Source organism: Agromyces archimandritae (genome assembly GCF_018024495.1).
Taxonomy (GTDB): domain Bacteria; phylum Actinomycetota; class Actinomycetes; order Actinomycetales; family Microbacteriaceae; genus Agromyces; species Agromyces archimandritae.
In genome coordinates this window covers 3,348,266-3,367,669 of the sequence record NZ_CP071696.1, presented here as the reverse complement: position 1 = coordinate 3,367,669, position 19,404 = coordinate 3,348,266, and the positions used below count along the sequence as shown (strand labels likewise).

Here is a 19,404-nt window from a genome sequence, read left to right as displayed (position 1 = left end):
GCCGCATGCGGCCCGTGCGCACCGGCATCCATCGCCGCCGGCTCGGCGCACGCCGAAGCGGGGCCGGCTCCGAAGAACCGACCCCGCACACGACCCGTTCGGATCAGAGCACCTCGCCGACCCGGTGCACCCGGATGTCGTTCGTGGTGCCCGGGATGCCGGGAGGCGAGCCCGAGATGATGATGACGGTCTCGCCCTTCTCGGCCCGGCCCGACTTGGTGAGCACCTCGTCGACCTGCGCGACCATCTGATCGGTGTGCGTGACCCGGTCGACGACGAAGGACTGCACACCCCAGAACAGCGCCATGCGACGCCGGATCGCCTGATCCGGTGTGAAGGCGAGGATCGGGATGGGGCTCCGCAGCCGCGACATCCGACGCACCGACTCCCCCGACTCGGTGAAGACGCACAGGTACTTCGCCTCGACGAAATCGGCGACCTCGACCGCGGCGGCCGTGATCGCCCCGGACTGCGTGCGCGGTTTCGTGCCGAGCGGGCGCACCCGCTCGAGGCCGTGCTGCTCGGTCGACTCGATGATGCGCGCCATCGTCTGCACCGTGACCACGGGGAACTCCCCCACGCTCGTCTCGCCCGACAGCATGACGCCGTCGGCTCCGTCGAGGATCGCATTGGCGACGTCGCTCGTCTCGGCCCGGGTGGGCACCGGCGCATGGGTCATCGACTCGAGCATCTGCGTCGCGACGATCACGGGCTTGGCCAGGCGCCGGGCGATCTCCACGGTGCGCTTCTGCACGATCGGAACGGCCTCGAGCGGCAGTTCGACGCCGAGGTCGCCGCGGGCGACCATGACCGAATCGAAGGCCTCGATGATCTCCTCGAGGTTGTCGACGGCCTGCGGCTTCTCGATCTTCGCGACCACCGGCACGCGCCGGCCGAGCTCGTCCATGATCTCGTGGACCCGCTCGACATCGGCGGCATTGCGCACGAACGAGAGGGCGATGAGATCCGCCCCGAGCTCGAGGCCCCAGCGCAGATCCGCCTCGTCCTTCTCGGACAGCGCGGGGACGTTGACCGCGACGCCCGGCAGGTTGATGCCCTTGTTGTTCGAAACCGGGCCGCCGACGACGACCTTCGTGCGCACGCGCACGCCGTCGGTGTCGATGACCTGCACGCGCACCTTGCCGTCGTCGATGAGCAGGAAGTCGCCCGGCGCGACATCGGCCGGAAGCCCCGTGAACGTCGTGCCGACCAGCTCGCGCGTGCCGGGCACGTCCTCGGTCGTGATCGTGAAGACGTCCCCCTCGTTCAGCTCGTGGGGGCCGTCCGCGAAGGTGCCGAGCCGGATCTTCGGCCCCTGCAGGTCGACGAGCACGGCGACGGCGCGCTTCGAATCGGAAGCCGCCTTGCGCACGTTCGCGTAGACCGCCTCGTGGACGTCGTAGCTGCCGTGGCTGAGGTTCATGCGGGCGACGTCGACGCCCGCGTCGATGACCGCGCGGATCTGCTCGTAGGACGATGTTGCGGGACCGAGCGTGGCGACGATCTTCGCACGTCTCATGTGATGGAACTCCGTATTCTGCGCCGAACGGCGCTGAATCAGGACGGGTACCGGATCCGCACCCGTGCGCTCAGATGGCGATCGCCGTCGCGTTCGACGGGATCGGGGCCGGCAATTGCGTCTCGCCTTCAAGGTAGCGGTCGACGGCCGCAGCCGCAGCCCGCCCCTCGGCGATCGCCCAGACGATCAGGGATTGTCCCCTGCCGGCATCCCCCGCGACGAACACGCCGGGGAGGTTGGTCTCGTAGTCTCCGGTGCGCGCGACGTTGCCGCGGGCATCGAACTCCAGGCCGAGCTGCTCGCGCAGGCCGCCCTGCTCCGGGCCCGTGAAGCCGAGCGCCAGCAGCACGAGATCCGCCGGGATCTCGCGCTCGGTGCCGGCTCGCGGCACCCGCGCGCCGTCGACGTACTCGGTTTCGGCGACGCGGACCGCACGCAGCTCGCCGGCCTCGTTCGCGAGGAACTCGACGGTCGAAGCGAGGTACTCGCGCGTGCCGCCCTCCTCATGCGCCGACTGCACCTCGAACACGGTCGGGTGCATCGGCCAGGGCTGGTGGCCGGGCCGATCGGCCGAGGGCTGCTTGCCGATCGCGAGGTTCGTGACCGACAGTGCGCCCTGACGGTGCGCGGTGCCGATGCAGTCGGCGCCCGTGTCGCCGCCGCCGAGGACGACGACGTGCTTGCCCTCCGCGGTGATCTGGTGCTCGACCTGGTCGCCGGCGACCGCGTGGTTCGACTGGGTGAGATACTCCATCGCGAGGTGCACGCCGGGCAGCTCCCGGCCGGGCACCGGCAGCTCGCGCGGCACGACGGAGCCGGTCGCGATCACGACGGCGTCGTAACGGTCTCGCAGCTGGTCCCAGGTGATGTCGGCGCCGATTTCGACGCCGGCCCGGAAGCGGGTGCCCTCGGCCGTCATCTGGGCGAGGCGCTGGTCGATCTGGCGTTTCTCCATCTTGAAGTCCGGGATGCCGTACCGAAGCAGACCGCCGATGCGGTCGTCCCGCTCGAACACGGCGACGGTGTGCCCGGCGCGCGTCAGCTGCTGAGCGGCGGCCAGACCGCCGGGGCCCGAGCCGACGACGGCGACCGTCTTGCCGGTGAGCCGGCCCGGCGGGTGGGGCTGGACCCATCCGTTCGCGAACGCCTGGTCGATGATCGAGACCTCGACCTGCTTGATGGTCACGGCCGGCTGGTTGATGCCGAGCACGCATGCCGATTCGCAGGGCGCCGGGCAGAGCCGCCCGGTGAACTCCGGGAAGTTGTTCGTGGCGTGCAGCCGCTCGATGGCGGCGCGCCCCTCGCCGCGGAACATGAGATCGTTCCACTCGGGGATGAGGTTGCCGAGCGGGCAGCCCTGGTGGCAGAAGGGCACGCCGCAGTCCATGCAGCGCCCTGCCTGCCGGCGGAGCTGGCCGGGATCGCCGGCCTCATAGACCTCTTTCCAGTCCATGATGCGCACCGGCACGGGCCGCCGCTTGGGCAGTTCGCGCTCGGTGACCTTCAGAAAGCCTTTGGGGTCAGCCACCGGTCACCTCCAGGATCCGGGTCCAGACGATGTCGCCGTCGGGGTCGAGCCCCTCGTCGACCGCGTCCTGGCGGGTCTTCAGCACCGCCGCGTAGTCGCGCGGCAGCACCTTCACGAAACGGTCGAGTTCGGCCTCGCCGCCCTCGAGCATGCGGCGCGCGAGCGCCGAGTCGGTGTGCACGATGTGCTGCTCGAGGAGGTCGCGGACGATCTCGCGGTCGGCGGCGCCGAGCTCGTGGAGCTCCAGCTCGCCTGCGGCGAGGGCCTCGCGGTTGACCCGGTCGGCGCGCAGCCCGTGCACATAGGCGGTGCCGCCGCTCATGCCGGCACCGAGGTTGCGGCCCGTCTCGCCGAGGATCAGGGCGAGCCCTCCGGTCATGTACTCGAGCGCGTGGTCGCCGACGCCCTCGACGACGGCGGTCGCACCGGAGTTGCGCACGAGGAAGCGTTCGCCGACGATGCCGGAGATGTACATGCTGCCGCTCGTCGCGCCGTAGCCGATGACGTTGCCGGCGATGACGTTGCGCTCGGCCGGGAAGGTCGCCTCGGGAACCGGGCGGAGGATGAGCCGCCCGCCCGAGAGCCCCTTGCCGACGTAGTCGTTCGAGTCGCCGACGAGGCGGAGCGTGACGCCGTGCGGCACGAAGGCGCCGAACGACTGGCCGGCCGAGCCCGTCAGGGTGATCTCGATGGAGTCGGCCGGGAGCCCCTGTTCGCCGTGACGGAGGGTGACCTCGTGGCCGAGCATCGTGCCGACCGCCCGCTCCGTGTTCTTGATCGGCAGGGCGATCTGCACGGTTCCGCCCTCGTCGAGGACGACGCGGCTGCGGCGGATGAGCTCCTGGTCGAAGTGCGCGTCGAGCTCGTGGTCCTGCGGGCGGGCGTTGCGGCGCGCCTCGGCCTCCGAGAAGTCGGGCCCGACGAGCACCGGGGTCAGGTCCAGGCCATCGGCCTTCCAGTGCCGGATCGCACGGTCGACGTCGAGCAGGTCGTTGCGGCCGATGATCTCGTCGAGCGAGCGGAACCCGAGTGCGGCGAGGTGCTCGCGCACCTCTTCGGCGATGAACTCGAAGAAGTTCACGACGAACTCCGCCTTGCCGCTGAAGCGCTCGCGGAGCACCGGGTTCTGCGTCGCGACGCCGACCGGGCAGGTGTCCAGGTGGCACACGCGCATCATGATGCAGCCCTCGACGACGAGGGGCGCCGAGGCGAAACCGAACTCCTCGGCGCCGAGCAGGGCGCCCACGATCACGTCGCGGCCCGTCTTCATCTGTCCGTCGACCTGGACGACGACGCGGTCGCGCATGCCGTTCAGCATGAGCGTCTGCTGCGTCTCGGCGAGGCCGAGCTCCCAGGGCGTTCCGGCGTGCTTCAGCGAGTTGAGCGGGCTCGCGCCGGTGCCGCCGTCGTGGCCCGAGACGAGGATCACGTCCGAGAGCGCCTTCGCGACGCCCGCGGCCACCGCACCGATGCCCGACTGGCTCACGAGCTTCGTGTGGATACGGGCACCCGGGTTCGCGCGCTTCAGGTCGAAGATCAGCTGCTTGAGGTCTTCGATCGAGTAGATGTCGTGGTGCGGCGGCGGCGAGATGAGGCCGACCCCGGCGGTCGCGTGCCGGGTGCGGGCGACCCACGGGTACACCTTCGCGGGCGGCAGCTGGCCGCCCTCGCCCGGCTTGGCGCCCTGGGCGAGCTTGATCTGGATGTCGTCGGCGTGGGTCAGATACATGCTGGTCACGCCGAAACGCCCGGATGCGACCTGTTTGATCGCGCTGCGCCGCTCAGGATCGAGCAGGCGGTCGAGGTCTTCGCCGCCCTCGCCCGTGTTCGACTTGCCGCCGAGGCGGTTCATCGCGATCGCGAGCGTCTCATGGGCTTCGCGGGAGATGGAGCCGTAGCTCATCGCCCCCGTCGAGAAGCGCTTGACGATCGAGGAGACGGGTTCGACCTCGTCGATCGGTACCGGCGGACGGACGCCCGTCCGCAGCGAGAACATGCCGCGGAGGGTCATCAGCCGGTCGGCCTGTTCGTCGACGAGCTTCGTGTACTCGCGGAAGACGTCGTAGCGACGGTTCCGGGTCGAGTGCTGGAGCCGGAAGATCGTCTCGGGGTTGAAGAGGTGCGGAGCGCCGTCCCGCCGCCACTGGTATTCGCCGCCGGTCGCGAGCCGCTCGTGCGCGAGCACGGCCGGGTCGTCCGGGTAGGCCGCACGGTGCCGCTGAAGGTTCTCCTCGGCCACGGTCTCGAGCCCGATGCCGCCGAGCTTGGAGGTCGTGCCCGTGAAGAACTCCTCGACGAAGGCCTCGGCGAGCCCGACGGCCTCGAAGGCCTGTGCGCCGGCGTAGGAGGAGATCGTCGAGATCCCCATCTTCGACATGATCTTCAGCACGCCCTTGCCGAGCGCCTTGATGACGTTGCGCACCGCCTGCTCGGGCGAGACGCCGGTGATGACGCCGGAGCGCACGAGCGATTCGCAGGTCTCCATCGCGAGGTACGGGTTCACGGCGCTCGCGCCGTACCCGACGAGGAGGGCGACGTGGTGCACCTCCCGCACATCGCCGGCCTCGACCACGATGCCGACCTTCATGCGGTTGCCGGAGCGGATCAGGTGGTGGTGGACCGCCGAGAGCATGAGCAGCGACGGGATCGGTGCGAGCTCCTTGGTCGAATCCCGGTCCGAGAGCACGATGAACGCCGCCCCAGCCTCGATCGCCTCGTCGACCTCGGCGCACAGCTCGGTCAGCCGGCGGCGGAGCGCTTCGGGGCCCTCGTCGACGCGATAGATCCCGCGGAGCGTGTGGGTGAGCCGGCTGTCCGCGCGGGGGTCGATGTGGACGATCTTGGCCAGCTCGTCGTTGTCGATCACCGGGAAGTCGAGCGCGACCTGCCTGGCGTGCTCGGGGCCGGGCTTCAGGAGGTTGCGTTCGGGCCCGAGCGAGAGGCCGAGGCTCGTGACGACGGCCTCGCGGATCGAGTCGAGCGGGGGGTTCGTGACCTGCGCGAACTGCTGGGTGAAGTAGTCGAAGAGCAGCCGCGGCCGCTCCGAGAGCACGGCGACCGGGGTGTCCGAGCCCATGGCGCCGAGCGGTTCGGCGCCGGTGCGCGCCATCGGGGTCAGGAGGATCTTGACCTCCTCCTCCGTGTAGCCGAAGGTGCGCTGGCGCCTCGTGACGGAGGCCGGCGGGTGGACGATGTGCTCGCGCTCCGGCAGATCCTTCAGGCGGATCCGGCCCTCTTCGAGCCATTCGCCCCACGGCGCCGATCCGGCCAGGTCCGACTTGATTTCATCGTCTTCGATGAGCCGCCCCGCGGCGGTGTCGACGAGGAACATGCGGCCGGGCTGCAGACGGCCCTTGCGCACGACCCGCGATTGGTCGATGTCGAGGACGCCGATCTCGCTGGCGAGCACGACGAGCCCGTCGTCCGTGACGACGTATCGGCCGGGCCGCAGCCCGTTGCGGTCGAGGGTCGCGCCGACGAGGCTGCCGTCGGTGAAGACGATCGCCGCCGGGCCGTCCCACGGCTCCATGAGCATCGAGTGGTACTCGTAGAACGCGCGCCGCTCCTCGTCGATCTCGCTCTGGTTCTCCCAGGCCTCGGGGACCATCATCATGATCGCGTGCGGCAGGCTCCGGCCGGCGAGGCTCAGGAGCTCGACGACCTCGTCGAAGGAGGCGGAGTCGCTCGCACCGCCCGTCACGAGCGGCGAGACGGGGGCGAGATCGCCGAGCAGCTCGGACTCGAGCTGCGACTGGCGTGCGCGCATCCAGTTGCGGTTGCCCTGGATCGTGTTGATCTCGCCGTTGTGGGCGATCATGCGGAACGGCTGGGCGAGCGGCCACGACGGGAAGGTGTTCGTCGAGTAGCGCGAGTGCACGAGCGCGAGTTTCGACGCGAAACGCTCGTCGGAGAGGTCCGGGTAGAACGGTTCGAGCTGCAGCGTCGTGACCATGCCCTTGTAGACGAGGGTGCGGCACGACAGCGACGGGAAGTACAGTTCGAGCTCGCGTTCGGCGCGCTTGCGGAGCCGGAACGCCAGCCGGTCGAGGGCGATGCCGGAGAAGGTGGCACCGGCGGCGGTCTCGGCGACGGAGGACAGGAAGACCTGCTGGATCGCGGGCATCGCCGCACGCGCGAGGGTTCCGAGCTCGTCGGGGCGCGTCGGCACCTCCCGCCAGCCGAGGACCGTGAGCCCCTCTTCATCGGCCAGTTCGCGGAAGCGGCGCTTGACGAGGCTGCGCGCGGAGGGATCGGTCGGCAGGAACGCGTTGCCGACGGCGTAGCGGCCGACGGCGGGGATCGGGAAGCCGGCGACCTCCCGGAGGAACTCGTCGGGGATCTGCGTGACGATGCCCGCACCGTCGCCGGTGCCCGCGTCGGAGCCGACGGCGCCGCGGTGCTCGAGGTGGCGGAGGGCGTCGAGGGCCTGCGTGATGATGTCATGACCGGCGGTGCCGCGGAGGGTGGCGACCATCGCCAGACCGCAGGCGTCGCGCTCCGCGCTCGGGTCGTACATCCCCTGTGCGGCGGGGACCGAGCCGAAGCGGGAGAAGGTCGGGGTGGTCGACATATGGGACCGTCCTCAAGTACTCGTCGGGCAGCTGGGACGTCGTCGGCCCATCGGGGATCTCGCACGACGCATGGTGCGGCGTCGTCTTCTGGGAGAACGGAGGATTCGGATCGTCCGTCAGGACGTGCGGCCGCTCGAGCTTGTGGCTCGGGTCTCTCCGGAATCGTTCTCAGCGTCGGCGGCATCGCCGAGTGAGTCGGAGTCGGACTCGATGTCGTCCGAGTCTACCCCAGGCTCGGGGCGCTCCCACTCACGGCCGGGACGGTACGGGCTCGGCTCGGTTCCGGGGTGCCGGCGCGACTGCACCCAGATGAGCACGATGCCGACCACGACGGCCAGCCACGAGGCCCACACGTTCACCCGGACGCCCAGGAGCATCTCGCTCGGGTCGACGCGGATCGACTCGAGGAAGCTGCGGCCGAGGCCGTACCAGATGAGGTAGATGCCGAAGGCCTTGCCCCAGCGCAGCCGGAAACGGCGCTCGAGGAACAGGATGACGGCCACGCCGACGAGGTTCCAGACGATCTCGTACAGGAACGTCGGGTGGAAGAGGGTGCCGTCGGCCAGGCCCGCCGGGAACGCCGGGTTGGAGGACTCGATCTCCAGGCCCCACGGCAGGTCGGTCGGCATGCCGAAGAGCTCGTGGTTGAACCAGTTGCCGAGCCGGCCGAACGCCTGCGCGAGCAGCAGGCCCGGTGCGAGCGCGTCGGCGAACGACCAGAAGCGGATGCCGGTCATCCGGCAGCCGAGGTAGGCCCCGACCGCGCCGCCGATGAGGGCGCCGTAGATCGCGTTGCCGCCCTCCCAGATGTAGAGCGTGCGCCACAGGTCCGCACCCTCGTAGAAGTAGTCGGCGGGGTGGGTGAAGACGTGGTATGCACGGGCGCCGACGATGCCGATCGGCACCGCGAGCAGGGCGATGTCCAGGACGACGCCGGGCTCCGCGCCTCGCTTGGTGAGGCGACGCGAGGTCACCCAGGCGGCGATGACGATGCCGACGAGGATGCAGAGCGCGTACGCGTGGATCGTGACGGCCCCGCCCCACGGCATCGGGATCTGGAAGTAGCTCCAGTCGGGGCTCGGGATGCTGATCGGTGCGGACACGCCGTTCCTTGCCTTTCTCGCGAGACCGCGCCGGGGGCGCGGACGACCTCAGTCAGCGTACTTCACTCGGCGGACTTGCCGCGCGCGAGCCGGGCGGCGAGGGCGCCTCCGGCCTCCGCTCCCCCCTCGCCGACGGCCGACACCAGGGCCGAGCCCACGATCGCCCCGTCGGCGTATCCGATGACCTCGCGCACCTGCTCGGCCGTCGAGATGCCGATGCCGACGCACGTCTCGGTCGCACCGGCCGCGCGCAGCCGTGCGACGAGCGTGCGCGCCGCGGCATCCACATCGGCACGCGCCCCCGTGATGCCCATCGTCGAGACCGCGTACACGAAGCCGCGCGAGAGCTCGACGGTGCGTCGCAGGCGCTCGTCGCTCGAGCTCGGCGCGGCCAGGAAGACGCGGTCGAGGCCGGTGCGGTCGCTCGCGGCGATCCACGCGTCCGCCTCGTCGGGGATGAGGTCGGGGGTGATGAGCCCCGAGCCCCCGGCGGCGAGGAGGTCGTCCGCGAAGCGCTCGACGCCGTACTGCAGCACGGGGTTCCAGTACGTCATGACGAGGAGCGGGGCATCCACTCGGGCTCGGATGCGCCGGACCGCCTCGAAGGCGTGCGCGAGCTTGAAGCCCTCCGCCAGCGCCCGCTGCGTCGCGGCCTGGATGACCGGGCCGTCCATGACCGGATCGGAATACGGCAGGCCGAGCTCGAGGATGTCGACGCCGTGCTCGACGAGCGACACGGCCGCCTCGACGCTCTCGTCGAAGTCGGGGAAGCCGATCGGCAGATAGCCGACGAGGACCCCGCTGCCGGCCTCCTTGCGCTCGCGGATGAGCGATGCGACCCGGCTCACGCGCGGCCCTCCTCGTCGTCGATGAGGCCGAAGTAGCGCGCGGCCGTCTCCATGTCCTTGTCGCCGCGGCCCGACAGGCTCACGAGGATCGTCGCCTCGGGCCCGAGCTCGCGGCCGAGCTCGATCGCGCCGGCGAGGGCGTGCGAGGACTCGATCGCCGGGATGATGCCCTCGGTGCGGCTCAACAGCCGCATCGCCTGCATCGCCTGGTCGTCGGTGATCGGCCGGTACGAGGCGCGGCCGATCGAGGCGAGCCAGCTGTGCTCGGGACCGACGCCCGGGTAATCGAGGCCGGCCGAGATCGAGTGCGACTCGATCGTCTGGCCGTCCTCGTCCTGCAGCAGATAGCTGCGCGCGCCGTGCAGCACGCCGACCTTGCCGCCCGAGATCGTCGCCGCGTGCCGGCCGGTCTCGACGCCGTCGCCGCCGGCCTCGAAGCCGCACAGGGCGACGTCGGGATCGTCGAGGAAGGCGTGGAAGATGCCCATCGCGTTCGAACCGCCGCCGACGGCCGCGGCGACCGCGGTCGGCAGAGCGCCGGTGAGGTCCAGCACCTGCTGCCTGGCCTCTTCGCCGATGATCTTCTGGAAGTCGCGCACCATCTCGGGGAAGGGATGCGGGCCGGCCACGGTTCCGAACAGGTACACCGTCGAGTCGACGTTGGCGACCCAGTCGCGCATCGCCTCGTTGATCGCGTCCTTCAGGGTGCGCGAGCCGGTCTTCACCGGCACCACCTCGGCGCCGAGGAAACGCATGCGGGCCACGTTCAGGGCCTGACGCTCGGTGTCGACCTCGCCCATGTAGATCACGCAGTCGAGATCGAAGAGGGCCGCCGCCGTCGCGGTGGCCACGCCGTGCTGGCCTGCGCCGGTCTCGGCGATGAGGCGGGTCTTGCCCATGCGCTTGACGAGCAGCGCCTGGCCGAGCACGTTGTTGATCTTGTGCGAGCCCGTGTGGTTCAGGTCTTCGCGCTTCAGGATGACGCGCGCGCCCCCGGCATGCTCGGCGAAGCGCGGAACCTCGGTGATGATCGACGGCCGCCCGGCGTAATCCCGGAGGAGCGCCGCGAGCTCGGCCTGGAAGGCGGGGTCGCGCTTGGCCTCGCCGTACGCGTCGGCGATCTGGTCGATCGCGGCGACGAGGGACTCGGGCACGAAGCGCCCGCCGAACTCGCCGAAGTACGGGCCGGTCTGGTCTCTGAGGGCCATGGTCACACCGCCAGGAAGGAAGAGAGGTTGGCGATCGGGTCGCCGCCGGTGACGAGCGCCTCGCCCACGAGAACGACGTCGGCGCCCGCCGCACGGTACCGCTCGACATCCGCGACGCCGGTGACGGCGGATTCGGCGACGCGAACGGTGCCGGCCGGAAAGCGATCGGCGAGCGAGCCGAAGAGTTCGCGGTCGAGTTCGAACGTCGACAGGTTGCGGGCGTTCACGCCGATGAGGCGGGCGCCGAGCGCCGCAGCGCGGTCGAGCTCCTCGGCCGAGTGGGTCTCGATGAGCGCCGTCATGCCGAGCTCGCCGACGAGCCCGAACAGTTCGGCGAGGGTCGGCTCGTCGAGCGCGGCGACGATGAGGAGCACCAGGTCGGCGCCCGCGGCGCGGGCCTCGAACACCTGGTACGGCGTCGCGATGAAGTCCTTGCGGAGCACGGGGATCGAGACGGCCTGCCGGACCGCCGCGAGATCCTCGAGGGAGCCGCCGAAGCGCCGCCCCTCGGTGAGCACGCTCACCGCGCTCGCACCGCCGAGTTCGTAGCGGCGAGCGAGCGCCGCCGGGTCGGCGATGTCGGCGAGCGGGCCGCGCGACGGGCTCGATCGCTTGATCTCGGCGATGACCTTGACGTGCTTGGCGGGCGCGAGCGCCTCGAGGGCGTCCAGCGCCGACGGCCGGGCGAGCGCCTCGGCCTCGACGGCCTCGAGCGGCTTCAGCTCACGGCGCGCCAGCGAATCGGCGACGGAATTCGCCGTGAGTTCGGCCAGCACCCTCAGTGCGCTTTCGCGGCGATCTTCGAGCCGCCGACGCCGTAGCCGGCCCGGGCCAGAGCCCAGCCGACGAGGAGGCCGACGACGAGGAGGGCGGCGGATGCCCACACGAGCGCCGGGATGTCGAGGAAGAAGAACACCGTGCCGAGCGCGACGGCCACGAGCATGATGATGACGGCCGTCCATGCGGCGGGCGAGTGTCCGTGGCCGGGATCTGCGGTCTCAGTGCTCATGATGCTCCTTCGTTGTGGATCGTGCAGCAGTCTATCGGGTGACGGGCGGCTCATCCGCCCCGCCCGGCTCGGTCGGATCGTCTCCGCGGGTCAGCTCGTCCCAGTCGTCGACGGCGCGATCCTTCGCGGAACGGTCGTCGACGTCCTCCGAGAAGCGCGCGGTGCGGTACTTGCGGGCGGACGCCGGCCACCGGCGAGCCGTGACGACGATGAAGACGGACGCCGCGGCCATCAGGATGCCGGCGGCGATCGCGACCGACGGCCATGCCGTCGCGTCGACGGCGGCGATGAGATCGCGCGTCTGCGTGCCGGCGACCCCCGTCGCCTCCGTGACGGCGCGGGAGACGGCCGTCGCAGGTTCCCCGAGGCTCATCCCGGCGGCCAGCACCAGGCACCCGCCGAGCAGGAGGCCGAGGACGCCGAGGACGATGCGGATGACCGGACCGGCCAAGGCCAGCGCGGCGGCGAGGGCGAGGCCGGCGATCGAGAGCGCCGAAACCGCCGGGCTCGCGATCGCCCCGGCCACACCGACCGGATCGGCCGGCCACGGGCCGTCATCGAGTACCAGGGTGAACCAGGGCTGGCTCCAGGCGAGCAGGCCGAGGCCTGCCGCGGCGATGACGGCGATGAGGGAGATCGACTTCGCGCGTGCGAGCATCAGCCGACCCGCCGCATCGCATTCGCGACCGCCACCGCCCGCAGCGGCGCGGCCGCCTTGTTGCGCGACTCCTGGTACTCGCTCGCCGGCACCGAATCGGCGACGAGCCCGCCGCCGGCCTGCACCCGGGCCACGCCGCCGGCGATCGTCGCCGTGCGGATCGCGATCGCGAGATCCGCATCCCCGCCGAAGCCGAAGTAGCCGACGACCCCGCCGTAGACGCCGCGCTGGGCCGGCTCCAGTTCGTCGATGATCTCGAGGGCGCGCGGCTTCGGCGCCCCCGAGAGCGTGCCGGCCGGGAACGTCGCCCGGAACACGTCGATGAGGCCCCGGCCCGGGGCCAGATCCCCCTCGACCGAGGAGACGATGTGCATGATGTGGCTGAACCGCTCGACGCGCTTGAACTCCGTGACCTCGACGCTGCCGGCCGTGCACACCTTCGCGAGGTCGTTGCGGGCGAGGTCGACGAGCATGAGGTGCTCGGCGAGCTCCTTCGGATCGGCGAGCAGCTCGGTCTCGAGCTCCGCGTCACGCTCCGGGGTCGCCCCGCGCGGCCTCGAGCCGGCGATCGGATGCGTGTACACGCGGCCCGACTCGACCTTCACGAGCGCCTCGGGCGAGGAGCCGACGATGTGGAACGGTTCGCCGTCGGAGCCCTCGAGCGAGAGGTAGTACATGTACGGGCTCGGGTTCAGCGAGCGCAGCACCCGGTAGACGTCGAGCGGGGGTGCCTCGCAGGGCTCCTCGAAGCGCTGCGCGATGACGACCTGGAAGACATCGCCGGCCCGGATGTACTCCTTGCTGCGTTCGACGGCGGCCAGGAAGTCCGCTTCGGCGGTGCGCGCCCACGGCTGCGGCTCCCGCCCGAGGTCGATCTCGGCGAGGGCGGCCTCGGCCGGCTGCGCGAGGCGCGACTGCATGCCGTCGAGGCGGGCCGCGGCATCCGCCCACAACTCGTCGAGCCCGGCCGCGCCGTCGTTCAGCACGTTCGCGATGAGCTGCACCGTGCCCGTGCGATGGTCGACGGCGACGAGCTCGGAGACGAAGGTGAACGCCTGGTCCGGCAGCGACGCCTCCGCCGGCGGCCGGTTCGGGAGGTGCTCGATCTGACGCACCGCCTCCCAGCCGATGAAGCCGACGAGTCCGCCGGCCAGCGGCGGCAGCCCCGGCACCGGTTCCGTCAGCCAGCGCGCGTGCAGCGCGGCGAGCGCCTCGAGCGGCGCCTCCGGGGCATCCGCACCCAGAGCCCGCTCGCGATCGAGGCCGTTGCCGCGCCAGACCGCCCGGCCGCCCGCTTCGCAGAGCACCCCCCAGCTGCCCGCGCCGATGAACGAATAGCGCGACCAGATGCCGCCCTGCTCGGCCGACTCGAGGAGGAAGGTGCCCGGCCGGTCGGCGGCGAGCTTGCGGTAGATGCCGACCGGCGTCTCGCCGTCGGCGAAGAGCTCGCGCACCACCGGCACCACCCGCCGGCCCTCGGCGAGCCGCACGAAATCCTCGCGCGTCGTCGTCGCCCCCGTCATCGCTCCCCTCCCTCCGGGTTCGCCCCGGCGCACCTCGAGCCGATCCGCATCGAAGCAGCTGCGCGTGCCCGTGTGGCAGGCGGCGCCGATCTGCTCCACCCGCACGAGCAGCGTGTCGGCGTCGCAGTCGAGCGCCGCCTCGCGCACGTACTGGGCGTGCCCGGAGGTGTCGCCCTTCCGCCAGTACTCCTGCCGCGAACGGGACCAGAAGGTCACGCGCCCCTCGGTGAGGGTGCGGCGCATGGCCTCGCGATCCATCCAGCCGAGCATCAGCACCTCGCCCGTGTCGTGCTGCTGGATGATCGCCGGCAGCAGTCCGTCGGCTCCGAAAGCGGCGCGATCCATCGGCGACTCCCCCGGAGCCCAGGGCTCGCTCGCGCGATCGAGTTCCTCGGCCGGTTCGCTCATCGGACGATGCTCCCTCCGGCGCGCAGCGCCTCCTTGACCTCGGCGATCGTCACCTCGCCGTTGTGGAACACGGATGCGGCGAGCACGGCATCCGCCCCCGCCTCGATCGCCGGCGGGAAGTCGGCGGCCCGGCCCGCCCCGCCCGAGGCGATGACGGGCACCGAGGAGACCTCGCGCATGAGCCGCACGAGCTCCAGGTCGAAGCCGGCCTTCGTGCCGTCGGCGTCGATCGAGTTCACGAGCAGCTCGCCGGCGCCGAGGCCGATCGCCCGTTCGGCCCATTCGAGGGCGTCGAGCTCGGTCTCGGTTCGCCCGCCGTGCGTCGTCACGACGAAGCCCGAGGCGGTGCGCGGCGAACGCTTCACGTCGAGGGAGAGCACGAGCACCTGCGCGCCGAAACGGTCGGCGATCTCGGCGATCAGGGCGGGCCTGGCGATCGCGGCGCTGTTCACGCCGACCTTGTCGGCGCCGTGGCCCTGCAGGCGTGCGACATCCTCCGTCGAGCGGATGCCGCCGCCCACCGTGAGCGGGATGAAGACCTGCTCGGCGGTGGCCTGCACGACGTCGTACATCGTCGAGCGGTCGTCGACCGTGGCGGTGACGTCGAGGAAGGTGAGCTCGTCGGCCCCCTGCTCGCCGTAGGCGCGCGCGAGCTCGACGGGGTCGCCGGCATCGCGCAGGTTCTGGAAGTTGACGCCCTTGACGACGCGGCCGGCGGCCACGTCGAGGCACGGGATCACGCGGACGGCCAGGGACATGCCCGCCTCACAACCGCGCCGCGTGGATCGCGCTCACGAGGATCGCGCGCGCGCCGAGGGCGTAGAGGTCGTCCATCACCTGGTTCATGTCGGTGCGCGGGATCATGACCCGCACCGCCACCCAGTCGGGGTCGTGCAGCGGGGACACCGTGGGCGATTCGAACCCGGGCGCGGCCTTCGTGGCCGCCTCGAGGTCCGCGGCCGGCACGTCGTAGTCGAGGAGCACGTACTCGCGGGCGACGATGACGCCCTTCAGGCGCCGGAGGAGCGTGTCGGTCCCCGGCTTCCGGCTTCCGGAGCCGATGAGGACGGCGTCGGACTCGAGGATCACGGGCCCGAAGATCTCCAGACCGGCCTTGCGGAGCGTGGAGCCCGTGGAGACGACGTCGGCGACGGCGTCGGCCACGCCGAGACGGACGGCCGATTCGACGGCGCCGTCGAGCTTCACGAGCTCGGCGGTCACGCCGCGTTCGGCGAGGAAGGCGCCGACGAGGCCCGGATAGCTCGTCGCGACCCGGCGCCCCTGGAGCTCGCCGAGCTCGCCGAACGTGCCGGGCGGGGCGGCGAAGCGGAACGTCGAGCCGCCGAAGCCGAGCGCGGCGATCTCGGCGGCGTCGGATCCGGAGTCGAGGAGCAGGTCGCGGCCCGTGATGCCGACGTCGAGGGCGCCGGAGCCCACATAGGTGGCGATGTCGCGCGGGCGGAGGTAGAAGAACTCGACCCCGTTGCGGGGGTCGGCGACGATGAGGTCGCGCGGATCGCGGCGGCCGGTGTAGCCGGCCTCCCACAGCATCTGCTGGGCGGTTTCGGACAGCGAGCCCTTGTTGGGCACGGCGATGCGGAGCATTCCCTGGCTTTCGTGACGGTACGGTTCGGTCATCTCGGAAGGCGCCTCAAAGATGTCGGTACACGTCGGCGGGCTCGAGGCCCTTGGCCACCATGAGCACCTGCAGGTGGTAGATCAGCTGCGAGATCTCCGCGGCCGCCTCCTCGTCGCTCTCGTACTCGGCGGCCATCCAGACCTCGGCGGCCTCTTCGACGATCTTCTTGCCGATCGCATGCACGCCGCCGTCGAGTTCGCGCACGGTTCCCGACCCCTCCGGGCGGGTGCGCGCCTTCTCGGCGAGTTCGGCGTAGAGGCCGTCGAAGGTTTTCACCCGCTCTACGTTACCGGTGCCGATGGCCCGATCGTGACGCGGCCTCGCGCAGCGCCTCGATCGCCTCGGCCGGGACGCCGGCGCCGAAGACCGCCGATCCGGCCACGAAGGTGTCTGCTCCGGCCTCGGCGGCCCGGCCGATCGTCTCGGTGGTGATGCCGCCGTCGACCTGCAGCCACACGTCGAGACCGTGCCGGGCGCGGGCGTCCGCGAGCCGGGCGAGCTTCGGCATGGTCTCCGGCATGAACGACTGGCCGCCGAAGCCCGGCTCGACGGTCATCACGAGCACCTGGTCGAATTCGCCGAGCAGCTCCAGGTACGGTTCCGCGTCGGTGCCGGGCTTCAGCGCGATGCCCGCGCGCGAGCCGATGCCGCGGATGCGCCGGGCGAGGCCGACGGGGTCTGCGGCGGCCTCGGCGTGGAAGGTGACCGAGTACGCGCCGGTCTCCGCGTAGCCCGGCGCCCAGCGGTCGGCGTCGTCGATCATGAGGTGCACGTCGAGCGGGATCGGGCTGACCTCCTGCAGCCGCGCGACGACGGGGCGGCCGATGGTGAGGTTCGGCACGAAATGGTTGTCCATGACGTCGACGTGCACGAGATCGGCCGAGGCGATGCGGCCGAGCTCGGCCTCCAGGTTCGCGAAGTCGGCGGAGAGGATGCTCGGGTTGATCCGCTGCGGCATGCGGCAAGCCTAGCGAGCGGCGGCCGGGCGCGTTCGGGGTATGGATCGGGCGGCCGGCCGCGCGTCGTCAGCGGGTGCGGCGGAGGAGGGCGATGAACATGGCGTCGGTTCCGTGCCGATGCGGCCAGAGCTGGACGGTCTCGGCGCCGCCTGCGAGGTCGAGCGGATGCCGGGAGACGCCCTGCACGACGCTCCGCGTCTCGAGCTGCTCGACCGAGCCGGCGTGGCGGGCGAGCGCGGCGCCGAGGCTGCCGAAGGTCTCCGCGGTGTGCGGCGAGCACGTCACATAGGCGAGGATGCCTCCGGGCTTCAGCGCCCCGATCGCCGCGTCGAGGAGTTCCCCTTGGAGCTTCGTGAGCTCCGGCACATCCGCCGGGCGCTTCCGCCAGCGCGCCTCCGGCCGGCGGCGGAGGGCGCCGAGGCCCGTGCACGGCGCGTCGAGGAGGATCCGGTCGAAGCCGGCCTCGGTGCCGCCGGCGTCGATCGCGCGGCCGTCTCCGACGCGCACCTCGACCTCGGCCGGGATGCCGACGAGGGCCTTGCGGACGAGCTCGGCCCGGGCCGGGACCGCCTCGTTGGCCACGAGGGTCGCCCCGCCGGCGAGCGCCTCGGCCGCGAGCACGGCCGCCTTGCCGCCGGGCCCGGCGCAAAGGTCGAGCCAGCGCTCCCCCGGGCGGATCGGCTCGGCCCGGCTCAGGGCGAGCGCCGCGAGCTGCGAGCCCTCGTCCTGCACGCGGATGCGGCCGCCCGAGGCCTCGGCGAGGCGGATCGGATCCTCGGCCGTCGCCCCGATCGGCGAATACCGGTCGGGTTCGACCCCGGCATCCGCCGCGGCCTGCTCGCCGAGACCCGGCAGGATCGCGAGGTTCACCCGCGGGGCCGTGTCGTCGGCATCCAGGAGGGCCTCGAGCTCGCCCGCCCGGCCCTCGTGCTCGAGGGCGGCGCGGAAGGCGCGGACGATCCACTCCGGGTGGCTGGTGAGCGCCGACAGCCGGCCGTCCTCATCGCGCTCGGCCGAGGCGATCCGTTCCCGCCACTCCTCGGCGCCCGTGCGGGCGACGCGTCGGAGCACCGCGTTCACGAAGCCGGCAGCGGGCCCGGCGACCTTGCGGGCGAGCGCGACCTGCTCGTTGACGGCGGCATGGTCGGGCACGCGCATCGCGAGGATCTGGTGGACGCCGAGGCGGAGCACGACGAGCACGGTCGGGTCGATCTCGGAGGCGGCCCGGCCTGCGGCCTGCTCGATGACGCGGTCGTAGAAGCCCTGCATGCGCAGGGTGCCGTAGGCCAGTTCGGTCGCGAAGGCGGCATCGGCCGTATCGAGCCCGGCGCGGCGGATGCGGGTCGGCAGCAGCAGGTTCGCGTACGCCTCGCCGTCGCGCACCGCTTCGAGCACGTCGAAGGCGACGAGCCGCGAGCGGGCGATGCGGGTCTGCGGCGGCCTCGGATCGCGTCGCCGGGCCGGCCGGCGGGCCTGGCCGCTCATCCGAGCACCGCCTCGCCGCCGCGGCCGCGCAACCAGTCGGCGCCGTTCATGGCGGGCTTTCCGGCGGGCTGCACGCGGAGGAGCTCGAGCGGCCCGTCGGCGGCGGCCACGAGGGCCCGCCGGTCGTCGAGGGCGGCGGTGCCGGGTGTCGTGGGCGGCGCGGCGGCATCCACCGCCGGGGCGAGGGCGAGCACTTTCAGACGCGCCCCGTCCGTCGTCGTCCACGCGCCCGGCTCGGGGGTGACGCCGCGGTAGCGGGCGAGGAGTTCCGCGGCCGGCCGCGACCAGTCGAGGCGGCCGTCGTCGATGCCGAGTTTCGGGGCGAACGTCGGCTCGCCCTCCTGCGCCTCGGCCACGGCCGTGCTTTCGGCGATCTCGTCGACGACGCGTTCGAGCAGTTCGGCGCCGTCGTCGGCGAGGCGGGCGAGGAGCTCGCCGGCGGTCGCCTGCCCCGTCGCTCGTTCGATCGTGCCGTATACGGCACCGGCGTCGAGCTCCGGCACGAGGCGGAACACCGCGGCGCCCGTCGTCTCGTCGCCGGCGATGAGCGCCCGTTGCACCGGGGCGGCCCCGCGCCAGGCGGGCAGCAGCGAGAAGTGCAGATTCACCCAGCCGTGCGCAGGCTGCGACAGCAACGGCTCGCGCACGAGACCGCCGTAGGCGACGATCACGCCGAGCTCGGGCCGCCACGCGGCGATCGCGGCCGTCGCAGCGTCGTCGAGACGCGCGGTCTTCAGCACCGGCAGCGCCAGGGCGTCGGCGGCCCGAGCCACCGGCGACGGGGTCATCACCCGCTTCCGCCCGAGCGGCGCGTCGGGCCGCGTGACGACACCGACGATCTCGTGGCCGCTGCCGGCGAGCCGTTCGAGGCTCGGCACGGCGGCGTCCGGGGTTCCGGCGAAGACGATACGAAGGCGGGGCACACTCCATTCTCGCCGATGGATGC

General features: G+C 71.8%; 16 protein-coding genes and 1 pseudogene. All 17 read right to left on the bottom strand.

The genetic code is table 11. From position 1 onward, the window contains the following. Positions 1 to 103 precede the first annotated feature (103 nt). The 17 genes and pseudogenes from pyk to fmt all read right to left on the bottom strand — a co-directional run bounded on the left by pyk (position 104) and on the right by fmt (position 19,381). Positions 104 to 1,519, bottom strand: coding sequence for a pyruvate kinase (pyk, locus tag G127AT_RS15565; protein WP_210898440.1), 1,416 nt, complete (start codon positions 1,517 to 1,519; stop codon positions 104 to 106). 70 nt (positions 1,520 to 1,589) lie between these two features. Continuing rightward, positions 1,590 to 3,047: a glutamate synthase subunit beta gene (locus G127AT_RS15560; RefSeq protein WP_210898438.1), complete on the bottom strand. Its 1,458-nt coding sequence runs from the start codon at positions 3,045 to 3,047 to the stop codon at positions 1,590 to 1,592. Further along, positions 3,040 to 7,617, bottom strand: coding sequence for a glutamate synthase large subunit (gene gltB, locus G127AT_RS15555; RefSeq protein WP_210898436.1), 4,578 nt, complete (start codon positions 7,615 to 7,617; stop codon positions 3,040 to 3,042). Before gltB ends, G127AT_RS15560 begins: the two co-directional genes overlap by 8 nt. A 117-nt stretch (positions 7,618 to 7,734) precedes the next feature. Further along, a complete protein-coding gene (gene lgt, locus G127AT_RS15550) occupies positions 7,735 to 8,667 on the bottom strand; it encodes a prolipoprotein diacylglyceryl transferase (protein WP_210902227.1) in 933 nt (310 codons plus the stop codon). A 116-nt stretch (positions 8,668 to 8,783) separates the two neighbouring features. Next, positions 8,784 to 9,569, bottom strand: a complete 786-nt coding sequence (gene trpA, locus G127AT_RS15545; RefSeq protein ID WP_210898434.1) for a tryptophan synthase subunit alpha — start codon at positions 9,567 to 9,569, stop codon at positions 8,784 to 8,786. Then, a complete protein-coding gene (gene trpB / locus G127AT_RS15540; protein WP_210898432.1) occupies positions 9,566 to 10,777 on the bottom strand; it encodes a tryptophan synthase subunit beta in 1,212 nt (403 codons plus the stop codon). Before trpB ends, trpA begins: the two co-directional genes overlap by 4 nt. 2 nt (positions 10,778 to 10,779) lie before the next feature. Beyond that, positions 10,780 to 11,553, bottom strand: coding sequence for an indole-3-glycerol phosphate synthase TrpC (trpC, locus tag G127AT_RS15535; RefSeq protein ID WP_210898430.1), 774 nt, complete (start codon positions 11,551 to 11,553; stop codon positions 10,780 to 10,782). A gap of 2 nt (positions 11,554 to 11,555) precedes the next feature. After that, positions 11,556 to 11,786, bottom strand: a complete 231-nt coding sequence (locus G127AT_RS15530) for a DUF6704 family protein (RefSeq protein ID WP_210898428.1) — start codon at positions 11,784 to 11,786, stop codon at positions 11,556 to 11,558. Between the two features lie 31 nt (positions 11,787 to 11,817). After that, positions 11,818 to 12,444: a Trp biosynthesis-associated membrane protein gene (locus G127AT_RS15525; RefSeq protein WP_210898426.1), complete on the bottom strand. Its 627-nt coding sequence runs from the start codon at positions 12,442 to 12,444 to the stop codon at positions 11,818 to 11,820. Further along, a complete protein-coding gene (locus G127AT_RS15520) occupies positions 12,444 to 13,967 on the bottom strand; it encodes an anthranilate synthase component I (RefSeq protein WP_244858033.1) in 1,524 nt (507 codons plus the stop codon). Before G127AT_RS15520 ends, G127AT_RS15525 begins: the two co-directional genes overlap by 1 nt. Positions 13,968 to 14,024: 57 nt before the next feature. Continuing rightward, a pseudogene (gene hisI / locus G127AT_RS16215) lies at positions 14,025 to 14,312 on the bottom strand (phosphoribosyl-AMP cyclohydrolase); the annotation flags it as partial. A gap of 59 nt (positions 14,313 to 14,371) precedes the next feature. Beyond that, entirely contained in the window at positions 14,372 to 15,133 is a 762-nt protein-coding gene (hisF, locus tag G127AT_RS15515) for an imidazole glycerol phosphate synthase subunit HisF (protein ID WP_210898421.1), read from the bottom strand. 7 nt (positions 15,134 to 15,140) lie between these two features. After that, complete coding sequence (hisG, locus tag G127AT_RS15510; RefSeq protein WP_210902225.1) at positions 15,141 to 15,980, bottom strand: ATP phosphoribosyltransferase; 840 nt, start codon at positions 15,978 to 15,980, stop codon at positions 15,141 to 15,143. A gap of 46 nt (positions 15,981 to 16,026) precedes the next feature. Continuing rightward, entirely contained in the window at positions 16,027 to 16,290 is a 264-nt protein-coding gene (locus G127AT_RS15505; protein ID WP_210898419.1) for a phosphoribosyl-ATP diphosphatase, read from the bottom strand. 10 nt (positions 16,291 to 16,300) lie between these two features. Further along, positions 16,301 to 16,972 carry a ribulose-phosphate 3-epimerase gene (gene rpe, locus G127AT_RS15500; protein ID WP_210898417.1) on the bottom strand — a complete coding sequence of 224 codons (672 nt, stop codon included), beginning with the start codon at positions 16,970 to 16,972 and terminating at the stop codon, positions 16,301 to 16,303. A gap of 67 nt (positions 16,973 to 17,039) precedes the next feature. Beyond that, the gene (locus G127AT_RS15495; protein WP_210898415.1) at positions 17,040 to 18,458 is read right to left on the bottom strand and encodes an RsmB/NOP family class I SAM-dependent RNA methyltransferase; all 1,419 of its coding nucleotides are present in this window, start codon (positions 18,456 to 18,458) and stop codon (positions 17,040 to 17,042) included. Next, on the bottom strand, positions 18,455 to 19,381 hold the full coding sequence (fmt, locus tag G127AT_RS15490) for a methionyl-tRNA formyltransferase (RefSeq protein WP_210898413.1): 927 nt from the start codon (positions 19,379 to 19,381) through the stop codon (positions 18,455 to 18,457). Before fmt ends, G127AT_RS15495 begins: the two co-directional genes overlap by 4 nt. Positions 19,382 to 19,404: the final 23 nt, after the last annotated feature.